Origin of the sequence: Salinivibrio proteolyticus, assembly GCF_027286365.1 — a bacterium.
In the GTDB taxonomy this organism is placed as follows: Bacteria; Pseudomonadota; Gammaproteobacteria; order Enterobacterales; family Vibrionaceae; genus Salinivibrio; species Salinivibrio proteolyticus.
Window position 1 is genome coordinate 667,625 of the sequence record NZ_CP114584.1, and the last position, 19,246, is coordinate 686,870.

General features: G+C 49.5%; 20 protein-coding genes. 7 read left to right on the forward strand and 13 right to left on the reverse strand.

Annotation, left to right across the window (positions count from 1 at the left end; translation table 11 throughout):
* Positions 1–11: 11 nt before the first annotated feature.
* A complete protein-coding gene (gene argA, locus N7E60_RS03250) occupies positions 12–1,337 on the reverse strand; it encodes an amino-acid N-acetyltransferase (protein ID WP_269598122.1) in 1,326 nt (441 codons plus the stop codon).
* Between the two features lie 247 nt (positions 1,338–1,584).
* Here argA and N7E60_RS03255 point away from each other — a divergent pair, with 247 nt between their 5' ends.
* Complete coding sequence (locus tag N7E60_RS03255) at positions 1,585–1,929, forward strand: DUF2850 domain-containing protein (protein ID WP_269598123.1); 345 nt, start codon at positions 1,585–1,587, stop codon at positions 1,927–1,929.
* Positions 1,930–2,002: 73 nt separating this feature from the next.
* On the opposite strand, the gene N7E60_RS03260 is transcribed toward N7E60_RS03255, so the two are convergent.
* Positions 2,003–2,227: a hypothetical protein gene (locus N7E60_RS03260; RefSeq protein WP_069586647.1), complete on the reverse strand. Its 225-nt coding sequence runs from the start codon at positions 2,225–2,227 to the stop codon at positions 2,003–2,005.
* Between the two features lie 235 nt (positions 2,228–2,462).
* On the opposite strand from N7E60_RS03260, the gene mltA reads away from it, so the two are divergent.
* Positions 2,463–3,542, forward strand: a complete 1,080-nt coding sequence (gene mltA / locus N7E60_RS03265) for a murein transglycosylase A (RefSeq protein WP_269598124.1) — start codon at positions 2,463–2,465, stop codon at positions 3,540–3,542.
* Between the two features lie 74 nt (positions 3,543–3,616).
* Here mltA and N7E60_RS03270 read toward each other — a convergent pair whose 3' ends face one another.
* The 3 genes from N7E60_RS03270 to N7E60_RS03280 form a co-directional block, all read right to left on the reverse strand.
* Complete coding sequence (locus N7E60_RS03270) at positions 3,617–4,588, reverse strand: TAXI family TRAP transporter solute-binding subunit (protein WP_069588547.1); 972 nt, start codon at positions 4,586–4,588, stop codon at positions 3,617–3,619.
* A 142-nt stretch (positions 4,589–4,730) separates the two neighbouring features.
* The gene (locus tag N7E60_RS03275; protein WP_269598125.1) at positions 4,731–5,540 is read right to left on the reverse strand and encodes a BKACE family enzyme; all 810 of its coding nucleotides are present in this window, start codon (positions 5,538–5,540) and stop codon (positions 4,731–4,733) included.
* Between the two features lie 49 nt (positions 5,541–5,589).
* On the reverse strand, positions 5,590–6,918 hold the full coding sequence (locus N7E60_RS03280) for an aspartate aminotransferase family protein (protein ID WP_269598126.1): 1,329 nt from the start codon (positions 6,916–6,918) through the stop codon (positions 5,590–5,592).
* Positions 6,919–7,016: 98 nt separating this feature from the next.
* Here N7E60_RS03280 and N7E60_RS03285 point away from each other — a divergent pair, with 98 nt between their 5' ends.
* Both N7E60_RS03285 and tcdA read left to right on the forward strand, forming a co-directional pair.
* Complete coding sequence (locus tag N7E60_RS03285) at positions 7,017–7,937, forward strand: LysR family transcriptional regulator (protein ID WP_269598127.1); 921 nt, start codon at positions 7,017–7,019, stop codon at positions 7,935–7,937.
* A gap of 27 nt (positions 7,938–7,964) precedes the next feature.
* Entirely contained in the window at positions 7,965–8,783 is an 819-nt protein-coding gene (gene tcdA / locus N7E60_RS03290) for a tRNA cyclic N6-threonylcarbamoyladenosine(37) synthase TcdA (protein WP_269598128.1), read from the forward strand.
* On the opposite strand, the gene N7E60_RS03295 is transcribed toward tcdA, so the two are convergent.
* The 8 genes from N7E60_RS03295 to N7E60_RS03330 form a co-directional block, all read right to left on the reverse strand.
* Positions 8,784–9,569 (reverse strand): substrate-binding periplasmic protein, encoded by a 786-nt coding sequence (locus N7E60_RS03295; RefSeq protein WP_269598129.1) that lies wholly within the window; start codon positions 9,567–9,569, stop codon positions 8,784–8,786.
* A 60-nt stretch (positions 9,570–9,629) separates the two neighbouring features.
* Positions 9,630–10,394, reverse strand: a complete 765-nt coding sequence (locus N7E60_RS03300; protein WP_269598130.1) for a substrate-binding periplasmic protein — start codon at positions 10,392–10,394, stop codon at positions 9,630–9,632.
* A gap of 124 nt (positions 10,395–10,518) precedes the next feature.
* Positions 10,519–12,333: a class I poly(R)-hydroxyalkanoic acid synthase gene (locus tag N7E60_RS03305; RefSeq protein WP_269598131.1), complete on the reverse strand. Its 1,815-nt coding sequence runs from the start codon at positions 12,331–12,333 to the stop codon at positions 10,519–10,521.
* An 81-nt stretch (positions 12,334–12,414) separates the two neighbouring features.
* Positions 12,415–12,762: a phasin family protein gene (locus tag N7E60_RS03310; RefSeq protein WP_069588559.1), complete on the reverse strand. Its 348-nt coding sequence runs from the start codon at positions 12,760–12,762 to the stop codon at positions 12,415–12,417.
* A gap of 55 nt (positions 12,763–12,817) precedes the next feature.
* Positions 12,818–14,029, reverse strand: a complete 1,212-nt coding sequence (locus tag N7E60_RS03315) for an acetyl-CoA C-acetyltransferase (RefSeq protein ID WP_069588560.1) — start codon at positions 14,027–14,029, stop codon at positions 12,818–12,820.
* 14 nt (positions 14,030–14,043) lie between these two features.
* Positions 14,044–14,784, reverse strand: coding sequence for an SDR family oxidoreductase (locus N7E60_RS03320; RefSeq protein WP_069588562.1), 741 nt, complete (start codon positions 14,782–14,784; stop codon positions 14,044–14,046).
* A gap of 502 nt (positions 14,785–15,286) precedes the next feature.
* On the reverse strand, positions 15,287–15,712 hold the full coding sequence (gene csdE, locus N7E60_RS03325) for a cysteine desulfurase sulfur acceptor subunit CsdE (protein WP_069588564.1): 426 nt from the start codon (positions 15,710–15,712) through the stop codon (positions 15,287–15,289).
* Positions 15,713–15,734: 22 nt separating this feature from the next.
* The gene (locus tag N7E60_RS03330; RefSeq protein WP_269598132.1) at positions 15,735–16,946 is read right to left on the reverse strand and encodes an aminotransferase class V-fold PLP-dependent enzyme; all 1,212 of its coding nucleotides are present in this window, start codon (positions 16,944–16,946) and stop codon (positions 15,735–15,737) included.
* A 382-nt stretch (positions 16,947–17,328) separates the two neighbouring features.
* Here N7E60_RS03330 and N7E60_RS03335 point away from each other — a divergent pair, with 382 nt between their 5' ends.
* Genes N7E60_RS03335 through N7E60_RS03345 form a run of 3 tightly spaced genes read left to right on the forward strand, consistent with a single transcriptional unit; the run spans position 17,329 to position 19,246 of the window.
* On the forward strand, positions 17,329–18,234 hold the full coding sequence (locus tag N7E60_RS03335; RefSeq protein WP_069588567.1) for a transcriptional regulator GcvA: 906 nt from the start codon (positions 17,329–17,331) through the stop codon (positions 18,232–18,234).
* Positions 18,231–18,866 (forward strand): alpha/beta family hydrolase, encoded by a 636-nt coding sequence (locus tag N7E60_RS03340; protein ID WP_269598133.1) that lies wholly within the window; start codon positions 18,231–18,233, stop codon positions 18,864–18,866. The genes N7E60_RS03335 and N7E60_RS03340 overlap by 4 nt, the downstream gene beginning before the upstream one ends.
* A complete protein-coding gene (locus tag N7E60_RS03345) occupies positions 18,866–19,246 on the forward strand; it encodes a DUF423 domain-containing protein (protein ID WP_269598134.1) in 381 nt (126 codons plus the stop codon). The genes N7E60_RS03340 and N7E60_RS03345 overlap by 1 nt, the downstream gene beginning before the upstream one ends.

The following is a 19,246-nucleotide window of genomic DNA, read 5'->3' on the forward strand; positions in this document are numbered from 1 at the left end:
GACGAAATCCGCTAAAGCGTTAAGGTCAGCACCTTAGAGCGACGCTGATAGTTGTACAGCTCTTGGCGAGTGTTGGGGAGTGCTGATACATCGGAGAGTAAAAAGCCTTGTTCCAAAAACCAATGTAAACTGTGGGTGGTGAGCACAAAAATGGTCTCGAGCCCTTTGGCTTTAGCACGTTGCTTGAGGTGATTGAGGAGCATGACGCCGCGGTCGCCATCACGATAATCCGGATGAATGGCGACGCAAGCCATCTCGCCGGTACGCGCCTCACTAAACGGGTAGAGGGCGGCGCAGCCTATCACCAATCCATCTCGCTCGATGATGGTAAAGCGAGGGATTTCTTGCTCCAATTGTTCTCGCGAGCGGCGCACCAGGATCCCTTGTTGCTCCAAAGGTCGGATCAAATCCAAGATCCCACCGATATCGTCAATCTGGGCTTGGCGCACTTTTTCGGCACGCTCCATCACGATCTGGGTGCCGATCCCTTCAATCGAGAACAGCTCTTGAATCAAGGCGCCGTCTTTTTTATAGCTGATTAAATGGCTACGCGTAACGCCCGCGCGACACGCAGCAATCGCGCCCCGTAAAAAGCGACTGGTGCCAGAGCCAGTATCGCCAGCGGCTTCTCTCGCTTCTAGAAGTGGCTGGGCTTGGGTGGGCAGTAACTCAGAAATCACCTCATTGTCTGGGTTTAAGACCCCTTGTTCAGAGCAAAAGCCAATCAACTTGTCTGCGCGTAACCGAATCGCGACCTGAGTCGCCACTTCTTCGGAGGTGAGGTTAAAGCATTCGCCTGTGACTGAGCTGGCTACTGGCCCCATCAGCACAATCGCGTTTTGATCGAGCTGGCGCTGAATGCCGTCAATATCGATGCGGCGAATTTTGCCACTATGGCAATAATCAATCCCATCATCGACGCCCAAGGGTTGCGCAATAACAAAATTACCACTGATCACATTGATCTGAGCGCCCGCCATTGGGGTGTTGTTGAGCCCCATGGATAAACGCGCCGTAATGTCGAGCTGCACTTGACCGGCCGCTTGTTTGACCACTTCAAGCGCGTGGCTGTCGGTGATGCGAATACCTTTGTGATAAGGCGTTTCCAGTCCGTACTGATTAAGAGCACGATTGATTTGCGGGCGGGCGCCAAACACCAATACTAGTTTCATGCCCAGGCTATTGAGTAGGGCGATATCATTGACGATATTCTGAAAGTTCTCATCCGCCATCGCCTCGCCACCCAGCATGATCACCGCGGTTTTATCTCGGTGAGCGTTGACATACGGCGCCGATTGACGAAATCCTTTAACCAGTGCGGTACTTCTTATCTTCACGTGTCTATCCGTCTAAATATTCACTTATAGTGCCTTTTTATTCTCTTTGGGTGATAAGTGTCAAGCCTTTAGTCATTTTACTATGCGCTGTCGTCTGCGCGCCCGAGCGATAAAGAGGCAAGGTGACGTAGGCAAGTTAGCGTCTGTTTGGGAACCAAACTCACAAGATTTGCAAACTGCGTCTAAAGTAGACAATGGGATTGGTTAAAATGTCCTGATTATCAGTGAGTGAGGTTGTAGCGTGCGGTTGACCAAACAAATATTTTTACTGGTGTTTATTATTCTAGCGGGTGGCGCCAGTTTTCTTGTGGCAACTCGCCCCGAGTTTTTTGCCCCTGATATGACCAAAAAAGATTTATACGGTGAGTGGGTGGAACTAGATGTGGCCCCTTATGCGGCTGACCGTTTTGAGGTGCGCTCGGATGGTATTTATACCAATGGCAGTCGTGCGACTACTGCTTATACGTTTGATGGCGATGAGCTGTCGTACACGATTGGCACACAAGAGTATCTGTATCGCGTAGAGAATAAATCAACGCTAGAAAGGCTATCGCCAGCGCACTATACGTCTATGTTCGGTAAGGCGAATTAAGTTTGCGCGCAGCGCTGCTGCAAGTGAAGAGGCGCCAATTGCGATCAATGGCAATATGGCGCCACTTTACACGCTAGTATTTAACCGCGTCGAGAGATGAAAGCAGTTCATTAACCGAACACTGCTTCATGGCCACGCGGCGAAGAATATCGGCGGTGGTTTCATCGCCACCGAGACAACGTTGAATGCTGGTATTGATAGTGTTTCGAGTGCAGCCCTCACTGGCCATCATTCGAATCCATTGGTATTCCACTGCATCGGTATCAAGAAGCGTTGAACGCCCAACTTTCAGATCCATAGCAACCTGTACTCCCTTGATGTTGCATTTATTATGCAATTTTGTTTCAGACACAGTACATAACAATTATATGACACTTTCATGAATGTCGCCTATTTCAGGCAGGTAAGATAGATTTGATCACATTCAACGTGTATTGATTTGCAGGCAGTTACAACTTAGCAATGAGAAGTGATTGCGAAGTGTAGGTCTTTTTGCGAGCCTTAGCGCTACAAACTACTGATTGGATTACAGTGTGAAAAAAGCGTTAGTCGTGATGGGGTGTGTGGTTGCACTCGCAGGGTGTGTACGTCCCACTGACCGTGGTCAACAATATGTTGATGGGCGGTTTGAATCAATTTTAACTCCAGTGCCACACGTGGTGTCTGATAGCCCACGTGACTTTAGTCTGTTTAATGATCAGTTAGCCGAAGTAAAAGCGAAATCGCCTTCGCTAGTGGCCAAGCATCAAGCGGTATACCAGCGTTTGCAAGCGTGGCTGGATGCAGGAGGCAATGTGGAAGCACTTGCTGAGTTTGGACTGGGTGTCGACCAAATGGGCGGTGGTGATGACTTTGGTAACGTGATGTTTACCGGTTATTTCTCACCAGTGATTGAGATGCGCCATCAACCCGATGCCTTGTTCCGCTATCCGGTTTATGCCAAACCCTTTTGCGATGACGACTGCCCAGATCGCAAAGCGATTTATGATGGAGCCTTAGATGGGTTGGGGTTAGAGCTGGGTTATAGCGCTTCTTTGATTGATAACTTTATTATGGAAGTTCAGGGCAGTGGCTTTGTCCACTTTGGCGATAACGACCAACTCGAGTATTTTGCCTACGGCGGCAAGAATGGCCACCCTTACGTCAGCATCGGTAAAGTCTTGATTGAAAATGGTGAAGTGCCGCGTGAAAAAATGTCGCTGAAAGCGATCAAAGACTGGGTAGCGGCGCACGGTGAAGAGGAAGTTCGTGAGTTACTTGAACAAAATCCCTCTTATGTTTTCTTCACGCCTAAGGCCGCAGACCCCGTGAGCGGTACCGCAGGTATTCCGTTGAAAGCGGGCGCCTCTGTCGCAGCGGATCGTCGTTATTTACCGATGGGCAGTGTGTTACTTGCTGAAGTTCCTCAGTTGGATGAGCAAGGTAACTGGACTGGAGAGCATGTATTAAAACTTTTGATGGCATTGGATACTGGTGGCGCAGTCAAAGAAAATCATCTTGATTTGTACCACGGTATGGGCAATGACGCTGGAGAGCGAGCGGGGCATTACAAACACTTTGGCCGAGTTTGGAAGCTTGAAGCGTTGTCGCCACAGCTTGCGAGTCAGCCTTAGAGAGTGTCACTCACGGAGTTGAAGCGATAAAAAAGCGAGCATTGAATGCTCGCTTTTCCTTTGAGCGTGATTGATTATTCAATCAAGCCAGCTTCACGATAGTAGCGTGCTGCGCCGGGATGAAGCGGTGCAGACAAGCCATCTTTTACCATTTCTTCTTTCTTCAGATTCGCAAAGGCTGGGTGCAAACGGCGGAAATCATCGAAGTTCTCAAACACCGCTTTAACGACGTTGTAAATCACGTCGTCTGGTACTTGAGTCGATGATACAAAGGTCGCACCGACACCGAACGTAGTGACATCGCCATCGTTACCACGGTACATGCCACCTGGGATCACGGCTTTACGGTAGTAATCACGGTCAGCAATCAGCTGTTTAGCTGCATCGTTCGCCACTTCCACTAACACGCTATCACAGGCAGTGGTCGCTTCTTGGATTGCGCCACTTGGGTGGCCGACTGTGTAGACCATGGCATCAATTTTGTTGTCACACAATGCCTTGGATTGTTCCGCCGCCTTTAGCTCAGAGATTTGGCCGAACTTGTCCATATCCCAACCCATTTGGTCCATCAATACTTCGATGGTACCGCGTTGACCTGATCCTGGGTTACCAATGTTGACGCGTTTGCCAGCCAGATCATCAAAGGTTTTAATCCCTGCGTCCGCACGTGCGACCACAGTAAAGGGTTCAGGGTGGATCGAGAAGACCGCGCGCAGATCTTTGAACTCGCCTTGGTCTTTAAACTTGCTGGTGCCTTTGTAAGCGTGATATTGCCAGTCAGACTGGGCGATACCCATATCTAGCTCGCCAGCACGGATAGTATTGATGTTGTAAATAGAACCGCCCGTACTCTCTACTGAGCAGCGAATACCATGGTCATCTTTGCTTTTATTGACCAGACGGCAGATTGCACCACCCGTAGGGTAATAAACACCAGTAACACCACCGGTACCAATGGTCACAAACTGATTTGCTTGAGCGGTTGCTGCGGTTCCTAGTGCAGCGGAAAAGCTGAGCGCAATCAGAGTCGGTTTCATCGCTTTCATGCTTAAGATTCCTTTTTAGTTAGAGGTTGCTATCCGGGCGCACCCTCGAAGATGGTATGACACTCGATGCAAATATGACAAAAAAGTGTCACCGCGCTATTTTTTCAATCTTTTAACAATATTTGCAAGCAATAGTATTGGGTTAAAACGACTGGGTCATGGTTTGCCTCAATGCTTGTACAGGTTTAGTACAATATCCCAGCTTTTCCAGCGTGTTGCGCAGTTGTGTGATCTGGTATGCGTTATTGGGGGCTGCGCGACCATGGACATCGAAGGTGTTGTTTTCAAAACCAATCCGCATATCTCCTCCTAGCAAGGCGGCCGTGGTTAAACAGGAAAGCTCTCGCTGGCCAAATGCACAGACAGACCACGGAACAGTGTCATCTAAGTGACGAGCTTGATACATGGCGACGATATCTTCCGGTGCGCCCCTGGGAGGCGTTCGGTCGCGGCCCGCAACAAAAAGCAGGTGATGACCTTGCGAGGGAAGAATGCCTTGTTCTCGTAACGCGTAATAGCGTGCCAATTCTTGAGGGTGATAGAGAATAAACTGACTGTAGATGCGCGCCTCCACTGTCCAAGCAAAAAAATCTTTCACGGCTTGGTGAGTCGGTTGATGATCAGGAACAAGCTCTCTGAGCGCAAAGGAAGCGGCTTCCGGTTTGACGGTTCGGATAAGAGCCATCTGTTGCTGGGGAGAATAGCGGCCTACGGCCTCGGTGGTGAGTTGAATCACCATGCGATCGCCGACGGCATCCATCACTTGCTGATATAGCGTTTGGTTTAGCGCGGGATCAAGGCTATGAGCCCCCTGTGTATCTCGGGCGTGGATATGTGCCATGGTTGCACCTGCGTCTGCACATTCGTGCAGGCAGTGAATAAGCTGTTCGTTGGTGACAGGCACATTCGGGTGGTGTGTGGGCTGTAAGCGTGCACCATTGGGGGCAACCATGATCGTCCTTGCGTCTTGCATTCTTTTCCCCTCGTCTATCAATGTATCGTTATTGAGAAGGCAAGCACATCTCTAATGTTAGTGCTAACTTGTCGGTGATGGCCGCTATATGAGTTGATTCAATGATATAGGGCGGTGCGAGTAAGATGTGATGCCCCTGCTTACCATCAATGGTACCGCCCATGGGATAACACATCAGCCCGTTATGCATGGCGGTGTGTTTTATCGTTTGATGGAGCGCGAGATCAGATGAAAAGGGACGTTTACTGGTCTTGTCTGCTACGAGCTCCAACGCGACAAACAGTCCACGTCCGCGAATGTCGCCGACAAAAGGGTGTGAATCAAACTGATGATGTAGCGCCGTTTTAAGCGCCTTACCTTGTTTTTCCGCCGCGTCAACTAATCTTTCTTGCTCAAGTGTGGTGAGTGTTGCTAAGGCAGCGGCACATGCCGTTGGATGAGCCATAAAGGTATGGCCGTGTTGAAAAAAGCCTGACCCAGACGCAATCGCTTCATAGAGACGATCTGAGACTAAGGTCGCGCCAATGGGTTGATAACCGGCAGCCAGCCCTTTAGCGATGGCAACAATATCCGGAACGATATCTTCATGCTCAAAGGCGAAAAAACGCCCAGTGCGTCCCGTACCGCACATGACTTCATCGAGGATCAGCAAAATATTGTACTGGTCGCAGATCGCGCGGATACGAGAAAAATAGCCAGCCTCTGCGGTCAATGCACCGGCTGTCGCGCCCACCACAGGTTCTGCGACAAACCCAATGACGGTATCTGGGCCTTTTTCTAACAGCATGGCTTCAAGCTCGTTGGCCACCCGTTGACCATACTCGTAAGCGGTCTCATCGGGACCTTGATCGCGATAGGCGTAACAGGGGGCAATCAGACTGGTATCCATCAATAAAGGCGCAAATGGAGCACGTCGCCACGCATTCCCTCCCACAGACAAGGCGCCCAAGGTGTTGCCATGATAACTCTGTCGCCGAGCAATAAAATGTTGGCGCTGGGGCTCGCCGACTTCCACCCAGTACTGGCGAGCGAGCTTGAGGGCGGTTTCCATTGCCTCAGATCCACCACTGACCAAGTAAGCATGGTTGATGGAAGTAGGGGCAAGATCAGCCAGCTTCTCGGCAAGTGCTTCACTCGGTGCGGAGGTAAAAAAGCCGGTATGCGCATAAGGAATAGCATCCAGTTGACGGTGGATAGCCTCTAACACGGTAGGGTGGTTGTGCCCAAGGCAAGAGACGGCTGCGCCTCCGCATGCATCGAGATACTCGTTACCTTGAGTGTCGATTAAGTACATCCCATTACCACTGGCAATGGTAGGGGGAAGATGATGACAGTGACGGTGAAAGACATGACTCATACGAGGGCCTCAATGCAAGCGTGATAACTCAGTATGGTGAACTTGTGTTTTAAACCGCAAAGGATATATTTTCATCAGGCATGCAAAAAAGGAATGGGATGATGAATGTGCGTTTGCCGTCGATGCGCTCGCTTCAAACACTGATTGCGGTGGCTCAAACAGGAAGTTTTTCAGAAGCCGCGAAGGTATTGCATGTCAGCCAAAGTACGGTGAGCAAGCAAATACAGCAGCTCGAAGAAGGAATTGGTCAACCACTTTTTGAGCGACATGCTGGGGGAGTAAGACTAAACAGAGTCGGAGAGCCTTATTTAACTATGATATCGGCCAGCGTCAATGATATCACCAATGCCACGGCGCAAGCGCGTCAGCAAAGTGCAAGGCATGAGTCCGTCAGCTTATTGGTGCCGCCCTCGTTTGCTAGCCTTTGGTTGATCCCTCAGCTGCCAGTGTTTAAATCGCAGCATCCTGATATTTCTGTGGTGGTCAGTGCCAGTGACTATGTGCCCCAAGGGAAAGAAAGTGAACTGGATATTTTAATCCGCTGTCAGCCTCATCAGCAGGCAGGCGCGCAAGGAGTCTGTTTAATTCACGAACACTTATCGCTTGTTGCATCAGTGACCTTGCTACCAGAGCCTTTGGATCGGACCGCGTTGTTATCGGAGGTGCCGGTTTTATCTCATTTGACGCGCCCTTCACTGTGGGAGCAGTTTTGGCAACAATTTGGGCTGGCTGACAGCAATCCGCAATACGGAGCGGGGTTTGAGCACTTTTTTATGGCGCTTGAAGGTGTAAAACAACAGATGGGGATGGCGTTAATCCCCACCTTTATGGTCTCAGCCGCCCTGTCAAACGATCAGATTGTGAATCCGTTGGGGTTAAGTATCGATAGCGGCTATGGCTATTATCTTTACAGCGCGCGATATAAGCAGCGCTCACCAGCGGTTATGCAGGTGATCAATTGGTTGTATGATACCCTCAAAGGGGATCTGGCTAGACATCCCATCAGCAAGTCGGTATAACGCCTGTCTGCGCGATCAATGAAGACTATGGTTATGACTCAATCCCTATCAGAATCCTATCTGCAACGTTTTGGCGGTACGGCTCGTTTATATGGACGCCGTGCGCTTGAGGTGTTTCACCAGAGCCATATTTGTGTCATCGGTATTGGTGGCGTGGGATCGTGGGCAGTGGAATCGCTGGCACGGACAGGGATTGGGGCCATCACGCTGATTGATATGGATGATGTGTGTGTCACTAACACCAATCGACAAATCCATGCTTTGAAAGCGACCATTGGCCAAAGCAAAAGCGAGGTGATGGCCGAGCGTGTGGCGGCGATCAATCCAGAATGCCAAGTGACTGTGATTGATGATTTTATCTCGCCGGATAATATTGCCGAGTATATCGACAAGCGCTTTGATTATGTGCTTGATGCTATCGATAGCATCAAGCCCAAAACGGCCTTGTTGGCTCACTGCAAGCGGCACAAAATCAAAGTCATTACCGTAGGTGGCGCGGGGGGACAGATCGATCCCACCCAGATCCAAGTGGCGGATTTGACTAAAACGATTCAAGACCCACTCGCGGCGAAGCTGCGTAACAACTTGCGTCGCTTTTACGGCTTTACTAAAACTCAAGGTCGAAAATTTGGGATTGACTGTGTCTTTTCAAGCGAGCAACTCAAATACCCACAACCTGATGGCAGCGTCTGTGAAAGCAAGGCATCTGCACAAGGGCCGAAGCGAATGGATTGTGCCAGTGGTTTTGGTGCGGCAACCATGGTGACGGCCAGTTTTGGGTTCGTCGCGGTGTCACGTATTTTATATAAATTGATCGAGGCGGATAAAATACGCCAAGCCGATTAACTACGGCTGCTCGGCGGGGATGCCGATCAGCCCATACTCTCCCATACGAAACGCACTCCAAGCGCGCTGATAGTCACCGCTCATCTTTATCTGGCGTAATCCTCGATTGAACTGACTGACCCACAGTGCGCTTTGGGGGTGTTGACGACTGAATAAGACATGTAATGGGGTCACTCGAAGCGGCTTGGGATGAAATGTGATGTGACGACTTTCGTCGTTGCGAAGTTGATTACGCACCACGTCATGGATGACGTATTGATTGCCGATAATCACATCACTTTGACCGGTTAGTAAGCTTTTCACCTTCTCGAACTCGTTCGGGTATTTGTGGATGATGACGCTGCCACCCTCTTGATTAAAGGTTTCCAGCATATTGTCTTCAATATAGTCTTCGCTAATACCGACGTTGAGACCATTGAGACTCTCTAAAGACTGCCAATCGAAGTAGCGATTTTTGAGGTGGAAAAAGACCACAGACTCAGTATAAATGGGGGCTGAATAAATAAAGTCGCGCTCTCTTTCTGGGGTATAGCCCCAACCAACCGTGCCGTGTGCTTTACCGGTTTGTGCCTCTATTTTGGCTTGCTGCCAAAGGACAAACTTGATCTCTATCTCCATGCCCTGTTGCTTGCCAGCTTCTTTGACGATATGCGCCAACACCCCTTGATGTGCCAATTGATCAGAAATAAATGGACGGTAGTCGCCAGACGTGAGCACCAAATTGGGCGTGGCAACACCAACCACCGGGAGGCTGAACGCGAATAAAATGATTAGCCATCGCCACATAACAACTCCAAAGTCAACGGACATTTACCAAAACCAATGTCGATGAATCTTCAACTGAGACTATTCCGACATTTTTTGCCGTCGAAATTGATTCCAAACTGCTTGATAGCGACCATCCATTTTTATGCGTCGTAACCCTTTATTAAATGCGCGGGAATGATCGTAGCCCTGTTCAATCTGACGACTAAACAGCACATGTAAGGGGGTTACGCGAAAGGGACGAGGATGATGCGTCAACTGACGAGCTTGCTCAGCACTGAGAGCCGTTTGAATGATGTGCTGCAAAACATCTTTGTTGCCTAGTGCAAGATCAATCTGATTATTCAATAACGCGTGGAGTTTGTCTTCTTCTTTGGCAAATTCTTGTAACTTCACATCAATACCGGATTTTTGTAATTGGCTCAGTGTCTTGACGTCGATATATCCAAGGCCGACACCGACCGCAAGACCGGCTAAATCCTCGGGCTTTGACCAATCGAATGCTTTATCTCGGAGATAAAAGAAAACGGCACTTTCGGTATAAATGGCATCTGAATAGATAAAATCCAGTGCGCGCTCTTCGGTGAAAGCCCAGCCAACCGTACCGTCCCACTGACCTTGCTGAGCCAACGCCATCGACTCATGCCAAGGAAAATAACCAAAAGACAAATCGAGATTAGCTTCTTCGGTGGCCAACACAATAATTTCAGTTAATGGGCCTTGGTTGGGGAGGTGTTGCGAAATAAAAGGAGGGTATTCACCCGACGCCAGGCGGAGTGATTGCGCATGTGTGAGCATTGGAAGGATCAGCAACAATGCGCATCCCCATTGCACCATCAGCCTCATACTGCCTCCTGATCGTTCTTGTGACTATGAGAGGAGTATAGTGCAGGAGAAATAAAGTAGCGGCGCCGTCGCTCTCTATGAGCCACAATTGCGCCGCCATTCTTATTATTGAGACAGTAGTTGGTTAAGCGTTAGCTTCTTCAGGCTCAGGTTCGGTTTTTGCCTCTGTGTGAATCGGCAAAACCTGACGAACGTATTCACCCGGCGCCGCATAAAGAACCGGATAGTTCTCAGAGCCGATTGCATAAGGCTCTACCTGCTCATCTGGGCTATAGCTTCGCAGCCATTTCTCCCAATGCGTCCACCAAGAACCCGTGTGATGTGACGCGTTATCGAGCCACTCATCGGCTGAATCAGGCAGACTATCGTTGGTCCAGAATCCGTACTTTTTCTTCACAGGGTGGTTAACAATCCCCGCAATGTGACCAGACTCACCCAACACAAAGGTTTTATTGCCACCGACATTCAGTGCACCGCGATAGGTGCCTTGCCATAGGGCAATGTGATCTTCTTTGGTCGAGATGAAGTAGCTTGGCACCTTGATCTTGTTGAGATCAATCCAGACGCCACCGACTTTAACCCCTTTGTCTTGCACCAATTTGTTTTCAAGATACAAATCGCGCAGGATAAAATTGTGGGTTTTCGCCGCCACGTTGGTGCTATCGCTATTCCAATACAACAAGTCAAAATCAACGGGACTATTTCCCTTGAGATAATTCTCAATGTAATAGTTCCAGTACAGGCTGTTTTCACGAAGCAAGCTAAATGTGACGCTGAGTGAGCGGCCGTCCATATAACCACGCGCTGTATTTTGCGCTTCAATCGCTCGGATCAGGCTGTCATTGATATAGGCACCAATTTCACCCGGCTGAGAGAAGTCGAGCAAGGTGGTAAAGAAGCTCGCCGACTTGATGCGCGCCTTCATGCGTTTCGCGGCATAGTAAGCAATCGTGCAGGCCAGTACGGTGCCACCGATACAGTAACCCACGCCGTTAATCTGCGACTGTCCTGTAATTTCTTCGATAGCACTAACCGCTTTGACAGTGCCTTGCGTCACATAGTCTTCAAAGCCTATCTCTGCTTGATCTGCAGAAGGGTTACGCCATGACATCAAGAACACGGTATGGCCTTGTTCGACCAGCCAGCGCACTAGTGAGTTTTTCTCACGCAAGTCGAGAATGTAATACTTATTAATAAACGGAGGCACCACCAAGATGGGGGTCGCGTGTACTTTCTCCGTCATAGGACGATATTGGATGAGTTCAAACACCTCATTCTTAAACACCACATCCCCTGGGGTGTTCGCTACATCGTCACCGACACGGAAGGCATTGTTGTTGGTCATGCGCACTTTCAAAATATCGGCGCTTGACTCCATGTCTTGTTTTAGCTGCTCCATACCACGAAGTAGGTTCTCGCCCTGAGATTCCAGTGTCATTTTCAACAGTTCAGGGTTGGTCGCGATATAGTTGCTTGGCGCCATAGCGTTAATCGCTTGACGTGAAAAGAAAGAGAGACGCTCACGGGTTTTTTCATCGAGGCCTTCAATAGCATCGATGGTTTGCATGTAGGTGCGCCCGAACAGCAAGTAAGACTGCTTGATAAAGTTGTACAAGACGTCTTCTTGCCATGCTTTGTCTTTGAAACGCTTGTCATCTCGCTCTTCGCTGACGACCTCTTCGGTATTGTCGCGCGCGAGCATGGCGTTTTGCCAAATTTGAAGTTGTTGTTCCCACCACTGCATTTGTACCTGTAAAAGTGCAGCGGGTTGTTGAGCCGCACCTTCCAGCAACTGAGCAGTGTCTTGCAGGCTAATTTCCTGCATGGCTTGGTTGAACGGTGTGTTTACGGCTGCCTTGCCCTGCTCAAGATCCTGCCACCATTGCTGGTTTTGTTCTTGCAGCCTGGCAAGGTAGTCCGAAAAGAAGTGATGAAACATAGTCTTGCCCTCTTAAACGGATAAACACCACAAAGGCCTGCTACCCACAAGGCAGCAGGCGCTGTTGTAGTGGCCTTGCCCTTATGCTGGGGTGCCAGTTTTCATGTTTTCGGCAGTCAACTTGTCGATATCTTCTTTGAACTCTTTGGCGATGTTTTGCAGCTTGGTGCTGTCATCCATCATTTGCTGAGACAGTTTTGTCAGCGCAGAAAGCTGCTGGCTGCTGAATGACGTCAGTGTTGATACGTCTTTCACTTCGCTTGCCGCTTTCATTTGCTCGAGACCTAGCTGGCTGTATGTGCGCATGGCATTCATTTGCAGCTCGGTAAGAGTTTCTACGTTTTTGGCTACCAATTTGTTGAAGTTAACGTATGGAGCCAAGGCTTTTTCAGATTGCTCAGAAAACGCTTTAAACATATCTGTGTACATGGTGTATCTCCTGATAGTGTTGTCTGGGATAGTTCCCAAGGTCGCAAATGTCCATTTACGCTTGTGTACGCTTGATAACCAAAGCCGTACCCATGCCGCCGCCAATACACAAAGAAGCGACGCCATAGGTTGCGCTTCTTCGGGTCAGCTCGTGTAGCAGTGTGACCACAATCCGGTTACCAGACGCGCCAAGAGGGTGGCCGAGTGCAATGGCACCGCCATTCACGTTTGCACGCTCCAATAAAGCATCCGGAGTGATTTGATGGTGTTGTGCTAATTGATGAACCACACCGAGCGCTTGGGCTGCAAAGGCTTCGTTCAGCTCAAACAAATCGATGTTGTCAATAGTCAGGTTGGCCTTATCGAGCGCGGCATTGACCGCACCAACTGGACCAAGCCCCATAATGCTCGGGTCAATACCGTGCTGCGCGTAAGCAGTAATTTCAGCAAGCGGTGTCAGGCCATGTTTGGCGACGGCAGACTCAGAGGCAACAATGACGGCACTGGCGCCATCGTTGATGCCAGACGCATTGCCTGCAGTGACCGTTCCTTCTTTATCAAAAGCCGGACGCAGCTTGGTGAGTCCTTCTAACGTGGCATCAGCCTTTGGATATTCATCGGTATCAAAGGTGAGTGTTTGCTTACGTTGTTTGACTTCAATGGGCACAATTTCTTGCTTGAAATGACCCGCTTCGATTGCCGCAATCGCTTTTTGCTGACTGCTTAGTGCGAAACTGTCTTGTTGCTCACGGGTAATCCCGACTTCTTTGGCAACGTTTTCGGCTGTCACGCCCATGTGATACTGGTTGTACACATCGGTAAGGCCATCATTGATGAGCAAGTCTTTCATCGCAAAATTGCCCATCTTTTGTCCGGTGCGTAAATTGCCTGCTGCCGCAAACGGGATCTGTGACATGTTTTCCACCCCCGCAGCGACTACAACCTGTGCGTCTCCTGCGCGAATGTGCGTCACAGCATCCATAATTGACTTCATGCCACTGCCGCAAACCATATTGACAGAATAGGCGGGCACGCTAGCTGGAATGTCTGCGTAAATGGCGGCTTGACGGCCAATACCCATGCCTTGTCCTGCACTGACCACATTACCGACGATGACTTCATCGACAGCGTCGCCACTGAGCGATCCAGCCTGTAGTGCGCCTTTGATTGCATGAGCGGCCAATTGACCTGCTGGGATATCTTTTAGCGAGCCTGAAAAGGCGCCAATAGCAGTACGTTTTGCTGCTACGATATAAATGCGTTCCATCATCGTTCCCTGATTTATTGCATGTATAAGCCGCCGTTCACCGACAGCGTTTCACCTGTAATGTAAGCACCTGCATCGCTGGCGAGATAGGTCACAGCCGCGGCGATTTCTTCAGGTTTAGCAAGGCGTTTCATCGGTATTTGATTGGTGATGGATTCTAGAACGTCATCACGCATGGCGGTGACCATAGGCGTTGCTGTGTAGCCAGGGGCCACCACGTTGACGGTCACGCCGGCGCGAGCACCTTCGGCAGCCAGTGACTTACTGAAGCCCATCATGCCGGCTTTGGCTGCAGCATAGTTGGCTTGGCCGAACTGGCCCTTTTGGCCATTAACCGATGAAATATTAATGATACGTCCACCGCCTTTTTCACACATCGCGGCGAACAAAGGTTGGGTAACGTTAAAGAGGCTATTGAGGTTGGTATTAATGACGTCATGCCATTGGGTGGCATCCATCTTTTTAAAGACGCTATCGCGCGTGATGCCTGCGTTATTCACGAGCACATCGACAGTGCCTTCTTCTTCAAGCAGTTTGGCGATACGTGTTGCACACTGCTGAGTATCGGTGACATCGAGTTCAAAAAGGCGCACTTGCTCTGAATTGAAGCCTTTCTCTTCAAACCATTCTTGCGCGCAGCTTTGGCCGCCGGTGAAGTGGGTCGCAATCACGCGGTATCCTTCTTGAACCAATTGTTCTGTGATCGCTGAACCAATACCGCCTTTTGCGCCGGTAACTAATGCCAGTTTCTTCATGTATGACTCCATTCACTACAACAAGCAAATTAAACGAGATGCCTGAAGCCGCATCTGGAACCACTCACGCCAGAATTACAGTCATCCTTATTGTCTGTGAGTAACAGCAAGACCTATGCCAATAATGATTAATATCTTCTGTCACTGTTGCTGGGCAGTCTATCGTTAAGGTGTGACCCTTTTATGACCGCCGATAATTAACCTAACGAATCTGAGAAATTACGCAAAGTAAAAACGCGTTCTTTTATCTATTCGAGATCTATGTCAATGATTAACCGCAAAAATGAAATCAAATGTAAATGATGTGTTTGTTTTTGGTTTTTTATTTGATCAATTATTAGTAGTTATAACGACTCAATTATTGGCAATGTTATCGATTGCATTTTGGTGGTCTTAAGATAGCTTAGTGGCTAAATATGAATGGATTATTAGGCAATTGAGTGGGTGGGGTAAACAGGCTTTTTGCTGTGTTTATTGTTGCTATCCGCCTGTTTACGCTTGATTATTTAATCTCGGAATGAATATGTTGCACGATGGCGTGCAAGCCATTGGTGCGTGATTCACTGAGGTGGTGTGCAAGCCCGGCTTGCGAGAAGACCGCATTCAAATCCAACTGAGCGATCTGTGCGTGGTTTTGGCCGTTCACACAGGCGAGAACCACGGCTAGCAGTCCTTTTACAATACGCGCATTGGAGTCGGCGGCAAAGTAGTGCGTTTCCGCGTCTTTGTGGTGCAAAAACCACACATCACTTTCACAGCCCGATACTTGGCTCGCAGCCTGTTTTTGCGCGTCAGTGAAGGTCGGTAAACGTTTTCCCCAGATAATAAGCTGGCGGTATTTGTCTTCCCAGTTGGTGTGTTGTGCCAGCATCTCGGCAACGGTGTGTTGGTCGAGCTCACTGCCAAATGGGTGAGAGGGTAAGTCCATCGTGAATCCTATTAATTAGCGATTAAACACCGAGTAAATATAACGTTTTATCCAGTGCAGTCAGGAAGCGGTCAATGTCTTCTTGGCTATTATAGGCACCCAAAGATACACGGACTGTGCCCTCTACATTGAGCGCCTTAATAAACGGATGCGCACAGTGATGGCCCGAACGCACCGCGATATTTTGTTGGCCGAGTAGCTCAGCAATGTCCGCGTGGTGCTCGCCATCCACCACGAAAGACACCATAGTACTATGCGGTTGTGGACAGATAAGCTGAATGGCAGGACGTTGCTTCAAACCCTCGACAAGAGCTTGATAACAGGTGCTGAGATGAGCGTCTATTGCGCGCAAGTCATATTGTGTTAACCATTGGATGGCGGCTGCCAGTCCAATCGCTCCAGCCGCATTTGGGGTGCCGGCCTCAAAGCGAGCAGGGATCGGGGCGAGAGTATGCTGCTCAAAGCTTACGTCAGTGATCATTTTGCCTCCGCCGTGAAAAGCGGGCAGTGCGGCGAGGCTATCTTGTTTGCCATAAAGTACGCCAATCCCGGTTGGCCCGTATAGTTTGTGGCCGGAAAACACGTAAAAGTCTGCATCAAGCTCGGCCATGCTGATGGGGTCATGAATCACACCTTGTGCACCATCAACGATCACAATTGCACCATAACGATGCGCCATGGCGGTCATCTTTTCGATAGGATGGCGGGTACCCGTGACATTGCTGACATGGCTGACGGCAACAATCCGAGTGTGAGTATTCAGTGCTTGTTGGTACGCATGTAAATCGAGCTGACCGGTGTGTGGACAGCAGGGGATTTTGACTAAGGTCGCGCCAGTGCGTTCACAGACTAATTGCCATGGAATCAGGTTGGCGTGGTGCTCCATTTCGCTGACCAAGATTTCATCCTGCGCAGTGAAATGTTGGCTCAGGCTGTAAGCCAATAAATTGATCGACTCGGTAGCCCCTCGGGTCCAGATGATCTCGTTGGGTTTAGCATCAATAAATGCCGCCACATCCCGACGCGCTTGTTCGAACTTCTCGGTCGCAGTGAGTGACGCTTGATGCTGGCCGCGATGCACATTGGCTAACGGCGACGCATAAAAATCACTGATGGCATCAATCACCGCTCGGGGCTTTTGTGCTGTTGCGGCACTGTCGAGGTACACCCAGTCCGGATTTTCGCAGGCAGGAAATTGGGCGCGTAGTGCGTGAATATCGAAATGTTGCGTCATAGTACGAGCTGTCCAAACTGAATCTTGCTTATGATCCCTATCTCTTGGCTGGAACTCAAGTAACTTTATCGCTCAGAGGGCGTATCGCGCGGATAGGCGTTATCAAACAGACAAAAAAAAGCACTGAGCAAAGCTCAGTGCCAACAAATATGTAATGACAGACAATGTCAAAATACAGGAAGTTAAAAGTGGTAGATACGACTACCTGTCTAACCAGTGTTAGACAAATGCAAACACAACATCGCAACCACGGAAACAGTCTTAAATAGAGAGACGTCACTTGTGGATGCGGGGTGCACTATAGGAGGTTGCTGGTATATCAGCAATCGACAATTTATAATGCCAACGATTAGAAAAACTAATAACTAGAGGTGAGCTGTTTATGGCAAGGCGTCTCCCACCGCTGAACGCGCTTCGAGTGTTTGAGGCCGCAGCGCGACATTTAAGCTTTACACGGGCTGCCGAAGAGCTTTTTGTGACTCAGGCTGCAGTTAGCCACCAAATCAAAGCGCTGGAAGAGTTCCTTGGCCTTAAGCTCTTTCGGCGTCGCAACCGATCTTTGCTGCTAACCGAAGAAGGCCAGAGTTACTTTCTTGATATTAAAGATATTTTTTCCGAGCTTTCCTATGCGACTGATAAAGTATTGGAGCGAAGTGCGAAAGGGGCGCTCACCATTAGTCTTCCGCCGAGTTTTGCTATTCAATGGCTAGTACCGCGTTTAGCTGATTTCAACAAAGCGCATCCCGATATTGATGTTCGGATAAAAGCAGTTGATTTGGAAGACGGATCACTGACGGATGATGTGGATGTGGCTATTTACTACGGCCGAGGGAATTGGTCGGGGCTACGTTGCGATCTTTTATACCAAGAGTGCCTACTGCCGGTTTGCTCACCTTTGCTACTAGAGTCCGGTAAGCCGCTGACTTGTCCTGATGATCTCAAACACCATGTGCTACTGCATGACCGCTCACGCAAAGAGTGGAAAGCATTTGCGAAGGCGCATCAACTGACGGATATCAATTTGGAACATGGGCCTATCTTTAGCCACTCTTCCATGGTGTTACAAGCGGCAGCCCACGGCCAAGGTGTCGCACTAGGTAATAATGTGTTATCCCAACCTGAATTGGCTTCGGGACGACTTGTGCATCCCTTTGAACAAGTGCTCAAAAGTGACAATGGCTTTTACTTGGTTAGCCAACAGCGTGATGCGGAAACCGGTCGGATTGCGGCATTTCGAGAGTGGATGCTAGAAACGGCTGCGAAAGAGCAGGAGAAGATGAATTTATGACAGAACTTTTGATTGATGGTGAGCAGACAGCAACGGATTGGATTATTTTTGCTCACGGTGCGGGCGCGGACAAAGATCATGAATTTATGGCCGATATGGCAGCACGATTGAGCGAGCATACTTGTGTGGTACGGTTTAATTTCCCTTACATGGATAAGCGAAAAGTCGATGGTAAAAAACGCCCGCCAGACCGTGCGTCTGCTCTGCTGAGCTGTTTTGAAGCTGTGATTGAGCAGGTGAATGGTCTGCGTCCTGCGACCAGCCGTTTATGGCTGGCCGGTAAATCGATGGGGGGCAGAATGGCCAGTCATTTAACCGAAAATCCAAGTGTTTCAGGTGTGATCTGTCTGGGCTTTCCATTTCATCCGCCGGGCAAACCTGAAAAATACAAGGGCGAACATTTAGCGTCAGTCACTCGTCCTGTATTGATTTTGCAAGGTGAGCGAGACACCTTTGGCCGCCAAGAAGAGGTGGTGAGTTATTCACTATCGCCCAGTGTCGAGGTCGCGTTCTTGCCCGATGGGGATCATAGCTTTAAACCTCGCAAAGCCTCGGGACTGACAGAGATGCAAAATCGCCAAACCGCCGTTTCGCATCTGTGCCAGTTTATTCACCAACAAGGAGCAAATTGATGGGGCGTCAGCATTGGATTATCTCAGGGGCGCTCGGTGCCGGATTAGCAGTGGCGCTCGGCGCATTTGCCGCACATGGCTTGAAAGCGACACTCAACGACTATGAGCTCGCGATTTTTAAATCCGGCGTCAATTATCAAATGTGGCACAGTTTGGCGTTGTTGTGTCTTGGGGCGGTTACGCCTCAACTGCCTGAGCGCTGTGTAGTTACAACGGGTATCGCATGGTGGGTCGGGATACTCTGTTTTAGTGGCAGCTTGTATCTTTTGGCATTGACACACATGACTTGGCTCGGGCCTGTCACCCCGCTCGGTGGGCTAAGCTTTTTAGTCGGCTGGGGCGCATTGGCGTTTGGAGCATGGCGCGCGGGTCGCCAGTAA

Coding starts and splice junctions, on each gene's coding strand:
- N7E60_RS03260 (WP_069586647.1), bottom strand. CDS start 2,227: ATGGATCTGAAAGTTGGGCGTTCAACGCTTCTTGATACCGATGCAGTG.
- N7E60_RS03270 (WP_069588547.1), bottom strand. CDS start 4,588: ATGAAAGCGATGAAACCGACTCTGATTGCGCTCAGCTTTTCCGCTGCA.
- N7E60_RS03275 (WP_269598125.1), bottom strand. CDS start 5,540: ATGGTTGCCCCCAATGGTGCACGCTTACAGCCCACACACCACCCGAAT.
- N7E60_RS03280 (WP_269598126.1), bottom strand. CDS start 6,918: ATGAGTCATGTCTTTCACCGTCACTGTCATCATCTTCCCCCTACCATT.
- N7E60_RS03285 (WP_269598127.1), top strand. CDS start 7,017: ATGATGAATGTGCGTTTGCCGTCGATGCGCTCGCTTCAAACACTGATT.
- tcdA (WP_269598128.1), top strand. CDS start 7,965: ATGGTTATGACTCAATCCCTATCAGAATCCTATCTGCAACGTTTTGGC.
- N7E60_RS03295 (WP_269598129.1), bottom strand. CDS start 9,569: ATGTGGCGATGGCTAATCATTTTATTCGCGTTCAGCCTCCCGGTGGTT.
- N7E60_RS03300 (WP_269598130.1), bottom strand. CDS start 10,394: ATGAGGCTGATGGTGCAATGGGGATGCGCATTGTTGCTGATCCTTCCA.
- N7E60_RS03305 (WP_269598131.1), bottom strand. CDS start 12,333: ATGTTTCATCACTTCTTTTCGGACTACCTTGCCAGGCTGCAAGAACAA.
- N7E60_RS03310 (WP_069588559.1), bottom strand. CDS start 12,762: ATGTACACAGATATGTTTAAAGCGTTTTCTGAGCAATCTGAAAAAGCC.
- N7E60_RS03315 (WP_069588560.1), bottom strand. CDS start 14,029: ATGGAACGCATTTATATCGTAGCAGCAAAACGTACTGCTATTGGCGCC.
- N7E60_RS03320 (WP_069588562.1), bottom strand. CDS start 14,784: ATGAAGAAACTGGCATTAGTTACCGGCGCAAAAGGCGGTATTGGTTCA.
- csdE (WP_069588564.1), bottom strand. CDS start 15,712: ATGGACTTACCCTCTCACCCATTTGGCAGTGAGCTCGACCAACACACC.
- N7E60_RS03330 (WP_269598132.1), bottom strand. CDS start 16,946: ATGACGCAACATTTCGATATTCACGCACTACGCGCCCAATTTCCTGCC.
- N7E60_RS03335 (WP_069588567.1), top strand. CDS start 17,329: ATGGCAAGGCGTCTCCCACCGCTGAACGCGCTTCGAGTGTTTGAGGCC.
- N7E60_RS03340 (WP_269598133.1), top strand. CDS start 18,231: ATGACAGAACTTTTGATTGATGGTGAGCAGACAGCAACGGATTGGATT.
- N7E60_RS03345 (WP_269598134.1), top strand. CDS start 18,866: ATGGGGCGTCAGCATTGGATTATCTCAGGGGCGCTCGGTGCCGGATTA.